16 protein-coding genes are annotated in these 13555 nt (G+C 32.3%); all 16 read left to right on the forward strand.

Features of this window, described 5'->3' with window-relative positions; genetic code table 11:
• Window position 1 precedes the first annotated feature (1 nt).
• The 16 genes from FQU23_RS07950 to FQU23_RS08015 all read left to right on the forward strand — a co-directional run bounded on the left by FQU23_RS07950 (window position 2) and on the right by FQU23_RS08015 (window position 13532).
• Window positions 2-964 carry a glycosyltransferase family 2 protein gene (locus FQU23_RS07950; RefSeq protein ID WP_165425743.1) on the forward strand — a complete coding sequence of 321 codons (963 nt, stop codon included), beginning with the start codon at window positions 2-4 and terminating at the stop codon, window positions 962-964.
• Window positions 965-1042: 78 nt separating this feature from the next.
• Window positions 1043-1885 (forward strand): glycosyltransferase family 2 protein, encoded by an 843-nt coding sequence (locus tag FQU23_RS07955; RefSeq protein WP_147673395.1) that lies wholly within the window; start codon window positions 1043-1045, stop codon window positions 1883-1885.
• 6 nt (window positions 1886-1891) lie between these two features.
• Window positions 1892-2755, forward strand: coding sequence for a glycosyltransferase family 2 protein (locus tag FQU23_RS07960; RefSeq protein WP_147673396.1), 864 nt, complete (start codon window positions 1892-1894; stop codon window positions 2753-2755).
• Window positions 2752-3531, forward strand: a complete 780-nt coding sequence (locus FQU23_RS07965) for a glycosyltransferase family 2 protein (protein ID WP_147673397.1) — start codon at window positions 2752-2754, stop codon at window positions 3529-3531. Before FQU23_RS07960 ends, FQU23_RS07965 begins: the two co-directional genes overlap by 4 nt.
• Before the next feature lie 29 nt (window positions 3532-3560).
• Window positions 3561-3767, forward strand: coding sequence for a hypothetical protein (locus tag FQU23_RS07970; RefSeq protein ID WP_147673398.1), 207 nt, complete (start codon window positions 3561-3563; stop codon window positions 3765-3767).
• 48 nt (window positions 3768-3815) lie between these two features.
• The gene (locus tag FQU23_RS07975; protein WP_410503912.1) at window positions 3816-4319 is read left to right on the forward strand and encodes a class I SAM-dependent methyltransferase; all 504 of its coding nucleotides are present in this window, start codon (window positions 3816-3818) and stop codon (window positions 4317-4319) included.
• A 114-nt stretch (window positions 4320-4433) separates the two neighbouring features.
• A complete protein-coding gene (locus FQU23_RS07980; protein ID WP_147673400.1) occupies window positions 4434-5912 on the forward strand; it encodes a hypothetical protein in 1479 nt (492 codons plus the stop codon).
• 85 nt (window positions 5913-5997) lie between these two features.
• Window positions 5998-7137 (forward strand): glycosyltransferase, encoded by a 1140-nt coding sequence (locus tag FQU23_RS07985; RefSeq protein WP_147673401.1) that lies wholly within the window; start codon window positions 5998-6000, stop codon window positions 7135-7137.
• Complete coding sequence (locus tag FQU23_RS07990; RefSeq protein ID WP_147673402.1) at window positions 7138-8031, forward strand: glycosyltransferase; 894 nt, start codon at window positions 7138-7140, stop codon at window positions 8029-8031. It begins immediately after the preceding gene.
• Window positions 8032-8104: 73 nt separating this feature from the next.
• Window positions 8105-9265 (forward strand): acylneuraminate cytidylyltransferase, encoded by a 1161-nt coding sequence (locus FQU23_RS07995; protein ID WP_147673403.1) that lies wholly within the window; start codon window positions 8105-8107, stop codon window positions 9263-9265.
• Window positions 9258-10133, forward strand: a complete 876-nt coding sequence (locus tag FQU23_RS08000; RefSeq protein ID WP_147673404.1) for an N-acetylneuraminate synthase family protein — start codon at window positions 9258-9260, stop codon at window positions 10131-10133. The genes FQU23_RS07995 and FQU23_RS08000 overlap by 8 nt, the downstream gene beginning before the upstream one ends.
• 3 nt (window positions 10134-10136) lie before the next feature.
• Complete coding sequence (locus FQU23_RS16170) at window positions 10137-10418, forward strand: hypothetical protein (protein ID WP_245181084.1); 282 nt, start codon at window positions 10137-10139, stop codon at window positions 10416-10418.
• Between the two features lie 63 nt (window positions 10419-10481).
• Window positions 10482-10583 (forward strand): hypothetical protein, encoded by a 102-nt coding sequence (locus FQU23_RS16390; protein ID WP_410503913.1) that lies wholly within the window; start codon window positions 10482-10484, stop codon window positions 10581-10583.
• Between the two features lie 44 nt (window positions 10584-10627).
• Entirely contained in the window at window positions 10628-10957 is a 330-nt protein-coding gene (locus tag FQU23_RS16175) for a polysaccharide pyruvyl transferase family protein (RefSeq protein ID WP_245181085.1), read from the forward strand.
• 20 nt (window positions 10958-10977) lie between these two features.
• A complete protein-coding gene (locus tag FQU23_RS08010) occupies window positions 10978-12372 on the forward strand; it encodes a UDP-glycosyltransferase (protein WP_147673405.1) in 1395 nt (464 codons plus the stop codon).
• Window positions 12373-12377: 5 nt separating this feature from the next.
• Entirely contained in the window at window positions 12378-13532 is a 1155-nt protein-coding gene (locus FQU23_RS08015) for a glycosyltransferase family 4 protein (protein ID WP_147673406.1), read from the forward strand.
• The last annotated feature ends 23 nt before the right edge of the window (window positions 13533-13555 follow it).

Genomic DNA, 13555 nt, shown 5'->3' on the forward strand with positions numbered 1-13555 from the left:
TGTGAACTTTACTCTTACTGTAATTATCCCGGTTTTCAATTGTGAAAAGTTTGTCGAAAAAGCTATACAATCAGTTCTACTTCAATCTGAAGTGACTGAAATTATAGTGATTAATGACGGTAGTACTGATGCAACAGCAATACTTTTAGAAAAATTTCAAGAGCAAATTCCTATTCTTAAAATATATTATCATCCTAATAAATCTAATCGTGGTCGTTCAGCAAGTAGAAATTTAGGAATACAAAAAGCAACTATGAATTATATTGCATTTTTGGATGCAGATGATTTCTATTTGAAAAACAGATTTGAAAATGATGTAAAACTATTTGAGAGAAAAGAAAATTGTGATGGAGTATATAATGCAGTTGGTTTTCATTTTTATCGCGATGTTACTGAATTAGAAAAAGTAAAATTAAAAATTTGTTCAGTTACAGAACGATTAAATCCAGAAGAACTATTTGATGCAGTAATTTGCAGTAAATATGGTTATTTACATTTAAATGGATTAACGGTTAAGAAATCTGTATTTGATAAAATAGGCTTTTTAAACGAATCACTGTTAGTCGCTGAAGATTCGGATATTATTTTTAAAATGGCTTTAAAGTGTTGTTTGCAATCGGGGGTGATAGATGAACCATTGGCTTTAAGAGGTGTGCATGAGGACAATGTTTTTACAAGAGATGATCTATATAAGAAATATACAGGTAAAGCGTATGAATCAATACTGGCTTGGAGCCTTGGGAATCAAATTTCAATTAAAAAAATAGATGTTATATTAAAATGGCTTTGGGTTATAAGATTCAGAGAAAAGAATAGTTTATTAAATGATACATTATATTGGGCTTCGCTCTCTGTCAGACAGCCAAAACTTCTGTTTACTTATCTTAGTGTAAAATATTTTCCTGTTATCAGGCGTAGAAAAATATTATTTTCATTTTTATACAAGGAATACTTTAAAGTATAATTTAATACTTATGTAAATAATCTAGTGCTATATGTTCACAATAGGTCATAAGATTAAAAAGTCAAATAGGTTGAAAAAATGAAATTAAAAAGCAATGTTACCGTAATTATTCCTTGTTATAATGATGGACAATACATTATTAAAGCAGTTGATTCGATTCTTAATCAAACCATCCAAGCAGATGAAATTATTATTGTGGATGATGGGTCAGGACAAGAAACTAAAAATGTTTTAAAAACTATTTATCATCCCAATGTACATATAATTCATCAGGAAAATATAGGCGTAAGTAATACGAGGAATACAGCTATAGCCATAGCTCAAACGGAATATATTTTGAACTTGGACGCAGATGATTATTTTGATCCAGTATTTATTGAAAAGGCGATTCAAGTGTTAAATGAAAACGAAAGAGTTGGGGTGGTTGGTTGCTTAGTCAAAATTTTGAAAAATAATATTTTTGAAAAAGAAATAAAAAAACCACTAGGAGGTGGAGCAAGAAATTTTCTTGTAAAAAACAACGGTATTTCAGGATCAATGTTTAGAAAAAAATGTTGGGAAGAGGTATCTGGTTATGATGAAAAAATGGCCAATGGTTATGAAGATTGGGAGTTCTGGATTTCCATTTTAAGCCATAATTGGATGATGCACATCATTCAGGAGCCCTTGTTTATATATAGACAAAAAGCAATATCAAGAGACCAAACAGCACTAGTTAAATTTGATTTTGAATTAAGAAAGTATATATTTTTGAAACATAAAGCACTATATGAAGCCCATTTTGAGTTTTATGCAATTGAATTACTTCGTCAAAATACGCTTTTAAAAAACAATGTGAGAAAAGCTAAAAATTCTGCAGATTATACTATTGGTCAATTGCTTTTGGCTCCTTTACGATTTTTAAAAAAAAAAAACATTTAAGTTGTAATGAAAACACTAGTTTCTATAATCGTTCCCTGCTTTAAACAAGCTCACTTCTTAAGTGAATCTTTACAGTCAGTGTTAGATCAAACGTATCCCTATTGGGAATGTATTATTGTCAATGACGGTAGTCCAGATAATACTGAATTGGTAGTCAAACAATGGCTGGGTAATGACAGTCGTTTCAAATATATTTATAAAGATAATGGTGGCTTGCCATCAGCTAGGAATGCAGGTATTAAAAATGCTAAAGGGGAATTTATTTTAGCCTTAGATGCAGATGATATTTTACATGCTGATTATATAAAAAAAATGTTACCAGTTTTAGTAGCTAATCATCGTCTGGCAATAGTATCCTGTTATCGTTATTTTTTTATAAAAAACAAATCAAACATTATTAAAGAATATAAGGCTTCGGGTTCTAATTATCGAAATTTAATGTTTGAAAATAGATTAATGCCTTCTTCCTTATATAGAAAAAAATGTTGGGAAGAAGTAGGTGGTTATGATGAAAGTATGAATAAAGGTTTTGAAGACTGGGAGTTTTGGTTAAATATAACCAAAAGAGGATGGGAGTTTCAGTTTGTTGAAGAATTTTTATTCTATTATAGAAAGGCGAAAAAGTCGATGTTAACAGATACGCTTGCCCATCATGTTGAGACTAATATGGAATATATATTCAGGAAACATCAAGATATTTATATTAAACATTTTGATCATACTGCTGAAGTACTTTTTTATCACATCAAAACTCATCGTTTGGGCAAGAAACAAATTAAAAATTCATTAGAATATAAAATTGGTAAATTAATCATGAAGCCTTTTAAAATGCTCTGTCAATTATTTTCTAAAGCTAATACAAGCAAATGATCTCAGTAGTTATTCGAAATAAAAATCAACAAGAGGCTTTGTCTTTTTTGTTAAAAAATCTAACAGAAAGGTATTGTAATGATATATCTGAAATTATTGTAATTGATAATCTTTCAACGGATAATAGTCAAAAAGTAGCTCAACAGTATGGAGCTAAATTTGTAACTATCGAAGAATTTAGTTATGGAGGTAGTGCTAATACGGCTGCCAGTGAAGCCTCTCAACCTATAGTTGTTATTTTTAGTGCACATTCCTATCCAGTAAGTCATGATTTTTTTAAACTAATAAGACAAAAAATGGAGGAAAAACCAAATTTAGCAGGATTAAGATGTTTACATAATTCTAATGATTATAGAAATTTCATCAATAAAATACAAGCAAAGGGTGATCCTAATAAAGGAGGACTTATCTTTTCGGGTTCCGCTTTTAGTAAAAAGGTTTGGGAAAAATATCCCTTTAGAGAAGATGTAGCTACCTTTGAAGATAAAGAATGGACAAAAAGAGTATTGGAAAATGGGTTTGACATTGAATTTGTGGAATCGATATTTCATTATGACATAAAAAGAACAAGAAGTCAAAATTATTTTAGATTCAAAAATGATGTAATTGGGAATTATCAATTATGGCATAAAGGCATTCGTTTCAGAAACATTGTCAATGGTTTATTTGGATCATTATATAGATTAGTTGTTTCTGCAATTGCAGATTTATACTATATATTTAAAAGATTCTTTTTTTTAATTCGATTTGTTATTAATAAACCGAATAAATTTTGAAAGACAATACTATAATTTAAAATATGTTTTTGAATAGCCCCTACATTTTTAAGATTGCAAAAGAGAAAAGGCCAAATATAGAAATCGAGATAAAGCAAAGGATGTTAAGGCATGAAGTTGCAAACGAGTTCGATGGTAATGGTATTGTAGGCATTGAATTAGGTGTTGCGACAGGAATTTATTCTAAACGAATGGTTGATAGCGGTAAGTTTAAACTTTTTTTTGGTGTTGACTAATATGGAGATATTCATAATACCAAAGAGTATAAGAGAGCCTTAAGACATATAGGGTTAGATGTTGTTAACTATCGACTTTTAAGAATGACATTTGAGGAAGCTTATGACATATTCGATGATAATTATTTTGATTTTATATACATCGATGGATATGCCCATAAAGGAGAGGAAGGCGGTAAAACAATTATTGATTGGTACAAAAAATTAAAAGTAGGAGGTATTTTAGCAGGAGATGATTATCATGATGACTGGCCATTAGTTAAGTGGGCTGTTAATGATTTTGTATTAAAGCTTGGAGCTAAACTCTCAGTGACGGATGGACAAGAAGATGATTCGTACTGTTGGTTTCCGACTTGGTATTTAAGAAAAGAAAAATACGTTTTTATTGAGCCAAACATAGAACTTATTGATATTGCAATTAAAGAAAAAAATAGGATTAAAAATAAGCGCATTAAGACTCGTTCGCATTTCAATTATCGTAAATTCATGATAAAAGTGTTAGATAAAAGTGGTTTGAAGAAACCAATATCGAATTTTATGAAACGGAAATAATAACGATTTCTAACTGAACGATAGTATTATAAAATCAATTGAAACATAGAGTAACCTTGAAATTTAAAGCTAATTTATAAGCTAAATAATTAAGAGAGAATAAGATTTATAAATATGAGCCAAAGTCAATTGCTTATTAAGAAAAAAATTCTAGCATTAGAATCAAGTTTTGAGGTTGATCAATGGATTGTAAACGGGATTCATATTTGGCCTTATGTTCGAATAAAATTATACTTTTTATTACTTAGGAATTCTAATTTAGAGCCAAATACTGACAATAGTGCTAATGATAATCGTAAAAATAAAATAGATAAAAAATGGATTGATAACCTGAAATTAGCGTTAAACTTAGTCACAGGTCTTTTTAGAGTTGAATCTTTTTTTCTTTCTTTAAAGAAAAAGAAAATTGTTTTTTTTGGAGCTCATTTTCATCGGGTAAAACAGGGTCGATTTTATTTTAATAGATTTTTTGACGCTATGGTTTCTCATCATCAATTAGAAGAGAAAGTCTATATGATGGAATATCAAAAAGTATATCAACATAATTATAATCAAAAAGCGATTATACCGTTGGAACGGTTACTTGAGGATTTTAAATTAGTTATGAAATTAAAGATTCAATTCCAGTCCCAAAGAAATAATTATTCGTTAAATGATTATCAAGAATTTCTAAGCGTTGTTGAGGATGAGATAGAAAATACAAAAATGTTAAAGATCACGATAAATGATCTACTAAAATGGTCTACTAAAATACAAAATTTGGTTATTTTTTATAAAAGATTTTATTTAAAAGTAAAACCTGATAAGGTTGTTTTTTCGGGATATTATGGTTGGGATAACTTATATGCTGCTGTTTTGGCGGCTAATGATTTGGAAATAAATACAATAGATTTTCAACACGGCACACAATCAAATACACATATGGTTTTTTCAACATGGACAAAAATGCCTTTGGAGGGCTTCAATATTATGCCCAAACAATATTGGAGTTGGGACGAAAAATCAAAAGTATACATAGATTATTGGGCCAAAAATACTTCGAATATTATTGCAAAAGTTGTAGGGCAGCCTTATTTGCAGTATTGGAAACAAAAAAACAGTAATTTAAAGCCTAAAAATAAGCTAATCTTATATACTTTGAATCTGATGCCATTATCGGAAATGTTTAATAAAAACCTAGGAGAATCTATAAATGATTCCGAGTGTTCGTGGGCAATTAGACTTCACCCTAGAAATGAGTTTAGTATAGATGATATTCAACTTCATTTGGATAATTTAGGAGTTGACAAAAGCAAATATGACATTCATGATGCAAAGGAAGTCCCTTTGCCAGAAATTATGAGTAAAACAGTTATTCATATTACTGCTTTCTCAGGAAGTGTAATTGAAGCTAAAATGATGGGAGTTCCTTCCATCATTATAAGTTCAATTGGAAAACAAATATATAAAGAGTATATTGATAATAATTTGATTTATTTTATTGATCAATCTAGTAGTAGTTTTAATTCACAGTTTTCTCATCTTTATAATCAAATAAAAGGGGTAATCTATACACCAGAAAATCATAATATTGTAAATCCAATTTTGATGTAATGGAAAACTATAGTAGTCGTTAACATAATTCATGAAATTTTGCAAGTACTTTTTTATACACTAATCATCATTAAATTTAATTCAAATGAAAATCCTAATGGTATCCATTCCCAATCATCATTTTTTTCAGTGGGTCAATCAGTTGAAAGATTCAGGTCATGAAGTGTATTGGTTTGACAGTACTGATGGTGGTCTAGCGGTGGAGAGAATCAATTGGGTTCATCAAATCAAAGGATGGAAGTTGCGTTGGGATTTTCCATTTAGAAATAAAATTAAATCTAATTACTCTAAATGGTATACTTTTATTCGAAAAATAAATGAACGAGATATAGCTGTTGTATTTGATAAAAAAATCAAGGAAATTCAACCTGATATTGTACATTGTTTTGAAATGCAGTTAGCTGGCTTACCTATTTTATCGGTAATGAATAAAAACAAGATTCCTTTTATCTATTCCTCTTGGGGGAGTGATTTGTTTAATTTTAAAAACTTAGGAGTTACGGAGGTAGAAGCAAAGACTTTCCTTAAACGAACTAATTATTTAATTACAGATTGCGCTCGAGATCATAAAATTGCTAAAGAGTTGGGGTTTACTAATACTTTTTTAGGGACTTTTCCAGGTAATGGAGGAATTGAAATTGAGAATATATTTATTCAACCCACAACCAATAAAAAAACCATTTGTATTAAGGGCTACGATGACGGAATAGGTAAAGCTTTAGTGGTTATTAAAGCAATCGAATTCATTGATTTAGATTCATCTATTGATTTTTTAATCTATAGTGCTGATGAAAATGTGGTAAATCATTTGAAACAATCAAACTATTTTAAGCATAAAAAAGTAGAAATTATTTCAAGAAATGCTTTTGTTTCAAATCAATTATTACTTCAAAAAATGGGAAAATCTATGTTGTATGTAGGAAACAGTGTATCTGACGGCATGCCTAACAGTTTACTGGAAGCCATGGGTATGGGCGCATTTCCGATACAATCCAATCCGGGTCGTGTATCTGAAGAGGTTATTACTCATGGTGTAAATGGTTTTTTGATAGAAGATCCTTTTGATACTACCGAAATAGCACGTTTAATTACCGAAGGATTAACTAGATTAGTATTGAGAGAAGCAGCACAACGATATAATGTAAATTATGTTGATGCACATTTTAATAGAGCGAAACTCCAACCTAAAATTGTAGGTTTGTATCATAACGTTAATCTACTCTAAATGCAAGTATCAATTCTTATATGTACTAAAAACCGAAGATCAGATTTAGAACTCACCTTAAATAAGATCAGTTATTTGATTGATAACTTAACAGTAGAATGTGTTGTATTTGATGATGGTTCAACAGATGGAACTTATAAGTTTGTGGTTGAGAATTATCCAAATATTAATGTAATACGAAACGAGGTTTCTAAAGGCTATTTGTTTTGTAGGAACAAAATGCTAAATGATTCAAAAGCACTATATGCCATTTCTTTGGATGATGACGCACATTTTGTTACCGAATTTCCAATAAAAAAGATAAGTACCTATTTTGAAAACACCCCCCAGTGCGGACTTATTACATTTCGTATATTTTGGGGTATTACATTACCATCAGCTACAAAAACTAATGAAAAAGCGCAAAGAGTTCAAGGATATGTAGGATGCGGTCATGTATGGCGTATGAAAAGTTGGCATAATATTCCAAATTATCCCGAATGGTTTGTTTTTTATGGTGAAGAAAATTTTGCCTCTTATCATTTGTTCAAGAAAAATTGGGAAATTCATTATGTGCCAGATGTTTTAGTACATCATCGTGTTGATTTAAAAGCCAGAAAAAAGAATAAAGATTACATGCTCCGACTAAAACGTTCCTTGCGATCAGGATGGTATTTGTATTTTCTATTTTATCCCAGTAGGTTAGTTCCAAGGAAAATGGCATATTCAATCTTCATGCAATTTAAATTAAAAGTTTTAAAAGGAGATTACAGAGCACTAGTAGCGATCTGTTGGGCTCTAATTAATTTGCTTTTAGCAATCCCCAAAATTTTAAAAAATAGAAATCGATTCACTCAACAGGAGTTAGATAATTATGAAAAAATTTCACTAACTAAAATTTATTGGAATCCTTAAGTTTAAGAATTATTATAAGCAAATCTAAAAAAAAAGCAAATCACTAAATTTGATTTTTAATAAAGCATAATAAATGAAAAAAATAGCAATACTCCCATTACGCAAAGATTCCAAGGGAATACCAGGCAAGAACAAAAAGAAACTACTAGGTAGGCCTTTGTTTTCTTGGGCACTATCGGAAGCTGCTTTTTCGAATTTGGATGCTGTGTATGTATTCACAGACGACACCGAAATTTTGAGTTTTATTGAAAAGGAATACTCTTGGAATCCTAAAATAAAGGGGCTTCTCCGCAGTGACGAAAACGCAACCGACACCGCATCAACCGAAAGCGTGATGATCGAGTTTGCCACCGCTATAAACCATGATTTTGATATTTTATGCTTGTTGCAAGCCACGTCGCCGCTTACCACCGAGAGTGATATCAATGCCGTCTTAGATAAAATCGAAAAGGAAAATAACGATTCCTCTTTAACAGTAGTCAAAACTCATCGTTTTACATGGAATCCAGATGGAACGCCACAAAATTACGATCCTTTTAATAGACCGAGACGTCAAGACTTTCAAGGTCTTTTGGTCGAAAATGGAGCTGTTTACGCCACCACAAAAACTGTTTTTTCGAAATCTAAAAACCGACTCAGTGGTAAAATAGGTTTGGTCGAAATGGACGAGGCTAGTTATGTAGAAATTGATAGTAATACAGATTGGGAAATCGTCGAACAACTACTCGCACAACGCTTACAAAAAAGGAAAAGTCATAACCGTATCGACTATTTAGTTCTGGATGTTGATGGCGTTTTTACGGACGGTTGCGTATATTTTGGAGCCGAAGGAGAGCTTATGAAAAAATTTGATATGCGTGATGGAATGGGACTCGAAATACTAAGAGAAAACAAGGTTGAAGTGGTTGTAATGACTTCCGAAAATTCAGCCTTAGTTGGGGAACGTATGAAAAAATTGCAAATAAATCATATCTTCCTTGGAGTCAAAGATAAGTATGCGTTATTATCCCAATTCCTTAAAGATAAAAAGATAGGCTATGACCAAGTTGCCTATGTGGGAGATGATGTCAATGATTTGGCAAATATATGCAGTGCAGGTTGGTCTTTTTGTCCGGCTAATGGAACAGAAGTGGTGAAACGACATGCAGATTATATTTTAACACATAATTCAGCTAATGGTGCGATAAGAGAAGTTAGTGAGATATTAATGAAGTACAACAAAAGATATGAATAATTATCATAAACCATATGTCATCGCCGAAATTGGTTGTAATCATAAAGGAGACATGGATATTGCCAAGGAATTAATAAAAATCGCCAAGATTTTCTGCAATGTAGATGCTATTAAATTTCAAAAAAGAAATAATAAAGAATTATTAACCGAAGAGCAATACTACGCTCCTCATCCCAATTCGACTAATTCTTATGGAGATACTTATGGCGAACATCGAGAATATCTAGAATTTGATGTGGATCAACATCGCGAATTACAAGAATATTGCAACGTAATCGGAATTACGTATTCAACGTCAGTTTGGGACACTACATCAGCCAAAGAAATTGCTTCTTTAAATCCTGAATTTATTAAAATACCTTCGGCTTGTAATAACAACTATCAAATGCTAGGCTGGTTATGTGATAATTATAGAGGCGAAATTCATATTTCTACTGGAATGACCACCAAAAATGAAACAGAAATTTTGGTGAATTATTTTATTGAAAAGGGAAGGAACATGGATTTGGTACTGTATAATTGCACCTCTGGTTATCCGGTTCCTTTTGAAGATGTCTGTCTTTTGGACATTAATTTATTAAAAGCAAAATATGGTGGCAAAGTGAAATACATAGGCTTTTCCGGGCATCATTTAGGAATTGCGGTAGATATTGCAGCATACACTTTAGGAGCCAATATCATCGAAAGACATTATACCTTAGACAGAACGTGGAAAGGAACTGATCATGCCGCTTCCTTAGAACCTATGGGTTTGCGAAAACTTTCACGTGATTTGAATGCCGTTCATAGTGCTTTAAGTTTTAAAAAAACTGATATATTGCCTATTGAACAAGTACAACGTGATAAATTAAAGAACAAAAAAGCATAATAATTGACACGATCTTCAAATAGAATTCGACTTTTTTGGTGGAATGAAAAAATTATCCAAGGCAAATCCAGAGAAAATTATGGAGATCTTTTGGGTAAATACCTGGTCGAAAAAATATCAGCTAAGAAAGTGCAATTTGCGTGGCCGAAGAAATTTTCAATATACGATTGGTGCAGTCCAATTTATGTGACCATTGGCAGCATTCTTTCTAATGTGAATCCTAAATGTATCGTTTGGGGAAGCGGTATTATCGATAAGAAAGCAAAAATTAAAAATGCTACTTAGTTAGCAGTTCGCGGACCTCAAACTCGCCAATTCCTTTTGAATTCAGGATTTGAAGTTCCTGAAGTGTATGGTGATCCTGCATTGTTATTGCCCAGGTATTTTAATTCGAAAGTTGAAAAGAAATACAAATACGGGTTGGTACCGCACTATAACGATTATAAATAGTTCAAGAATGGTTTATTGATGATACAGAGGTGCATCTAATTGATATGATAACCAATGATATTGAAAGTAAGACAATCGAGTTTTTGCAATGTGAACGCATTATTTCTTCTTCTTTGCATGGAATTATTGTAGCTCATGCATACGGTATTCCGGCTGTATGGCAGAAATTTTCAAATAAGGTATTTGGGGACGATGTTAAATATCACGACTATATGGAATCGGTTCAAATGGATGTATACCTATCGGAAATAAAAACAACTGCTTTTTCTGAAGGTGAGCTAGAAGAATTATTTAAAAAATATCCTACATTGCCTAGTCAAGCAGTTATCGAAAATTTAAGAGACGATCTGATGGACGTATGTCCTTTTAAATAAATAATATAAGTAGTATTATAATGAGTAAAAAAGTCTTTGTGTTTTTACCCGATGGAGTCGGATTGCGGAATTTCGCTTTAACGAATTTTAATGCCATTGGAACTGCATTGGGGTATGACATTACGTATTGGAACAATACACCTTTTCAAATTAAAAGCGAATTGGGTTTTGAAGAACTCAAAATCGAAAACCACCAGTTGCATCCGCTAACCACTATATTTACACGTGCCAGAAAACGATGTGAGTTAAATCTTTTTGATAAAAAATATAAGGAAATTGTTTATAATACCTATAATTTTCCACAATCTTATAGGGGAATTAAAAACGCATTCAAAAGTTTATATGTAGATTATCTTGTAGCTACAAAATCAAATGAAAAGGGTGTAAAAATGATTAGAGAACGAATTAAAGAAATAGAACGTTCGACAACAAAGTATGCGTATTGTAAAAAACAGTTGCAAAAGCATCAACCCGACATTGTGTTTTGTACTAATCCCAGACCTACGCAAGCGATTGCACCGCTATTAGCTGCTCAAGATTTAGGGATTCCCACCGCAACTTTTATTTTTTCTTGGGATAATTTACCTAAAGCGACTACCTTAATAGAGCCCAACTATTACTTCGTTTGGAGTGATTATATGAAAATGGAATTGCTACAATATTGCACTTATGTAGGACCAGAACAAATAATGGTAACGGGAACACCTCAATTTGAAAGTCATTTTGATAGCAGCTTATTACAAAGCAAATCCGATTTTTATAAGCGACATAATTTAGATGCGGGTAAAAGATACATCTGTTTCTCTGGAGATGATATTGTGACTTCGCCTTTAGATCAGTATTATCTTGAAGATTTGGCGCTTTCAGTGCGTGAATTGAATCAACAAGGTTATGAGTTAGGAGTCATTTATAGAAAGTGCCCAGTCGATTTTACGACACGTTATAACTCAGTCCTAACAAAATATAGGGATGTAATTGTCTCTATAGATCCTTTATGGCGACCTATTGGGACGAGTTGGAATGAAATTATGCCCACCAAGGAAGATTTTGCCTTACAAGCTAATATTTGCCATCATACGGAGTTTGTGGGAAACATCGCTTCCTCTATGGTGTTTGATTTTGTCGCACATAATAAATCGTGCTTGTTTTTTAACTATGAGCAACCCCAATTGAAAAATGGAATTAGAGATATTGGTCAAAACTACCAATACATCCATTTCCGTTCGATGCCCAGTAAAGAAGCGGCTTTATTTGTGTATGATAAAAAAGAATTGACGCCAATAGTGAAGTCTATTTTAGACGGTAAAAGTTCCAATGTTCTTGTTGGTAAAAAATGGTTTAATATAGTGGTGGGAACTGAACCCACTAAAGCATCAGAGAAAATTTGGGAAGGAATTGAAACTATCTTGAAATAATCATCATGCACATTGCTTTTCTTACACCCGAATATCCCCATTATAAAGTCCACCATGCTGCTGGAATAGGTACTAGTATCAAGAATTTAGCACAGGCTTTAGTACAACAAGAGGTGAAAGTTACTGTTTTTATTTATGGACAGAAGCAGTCAGAGGTATTTGAAGAAAAGGGAATTTCATTCCATCTGATAGCTGATAAAAGATTTGCTTTTGGGAAATGGTTTTTTTATCGAAAACACATTCAAAACTATTGTAACGCCATTATACAATCGAATAAGATCGATCTGATGGAAGCAGCTGATTGGACTGGGATTACAGCTTTTATGAGTTTCAAGATTCCATTAGTAATTCGTTTTCATGGTAGTGATACTTATTTTTGCAAACTCGAAAAACGCAAACAAAAATGGAAAAATCGCTGGTTTGAAACCCTAGCTGTTCGAAATGCACAAGGTTATATTGCACCTACAAAATTTGCGGGAACACTTTCTGCCGATTTGTTTGGCCTAACACAAGAAAAAGTACAAACCATCCACTATGGTTTAGATTTATTGCAATTTAAAAACGAACAACCCGAAGTTTTTGAACAGGGGTTGGTTTTATATGTAGGTACCCTGATCCGAAAAAAGGGCGTTTTTGAATTAGCTGAAATATTTAAAAAAGTGGTGACGCAACAGCCCGACGCGCATTTAGTGCTGATAGGGGGAGACTCTGCCGATATTAAAACGGGAAAGGATTCAACCTGGCGAATGCTCGAACAAGAATTTCCTATAGAACTGCGCTCCAAAGTGACTTATTTAGGGCAGATTCAATATGCAGGTGTTCAAGCCTACATACAAAAGGCCAATGTATGTGTGTTTCCCAGCTATGCCGAAACCTTGGGCATGGTTACTATTGAAGCCATGGCGATGCAAAAAGCTGTAGTGAATAGTAATATTGGTTGGGCTCAAGAGTTGATGGAAGACGAAAAAAGTGGTTTTTTGGTTCATCCATCAAATCATGACCTGTATGCTGATAAAATCATTCAAATACTTGAGAATAAATACTTGTCTTTAGAAATTGGAAGAAAAGCAAGACGACAAGTTGAAAAGGTTTTTGATATTGAGAAAAAATGCGCAGAGAATATCAATTTTTATCAGCAAGTGATTGCTGGGAATGTATAAACTTTGAAGCTAAGAGTTAGTAA

The organism is Flavobacterium sp. XN-5 (genome assembly GCF_008033395.2).
Classification (GTDB): Bacteria; Bacteroidota; Bacteroidia; order Flavobacteriales; family Flavobacteriaceae; genus Flavobacterium; species Flavobacterium hiemivividum.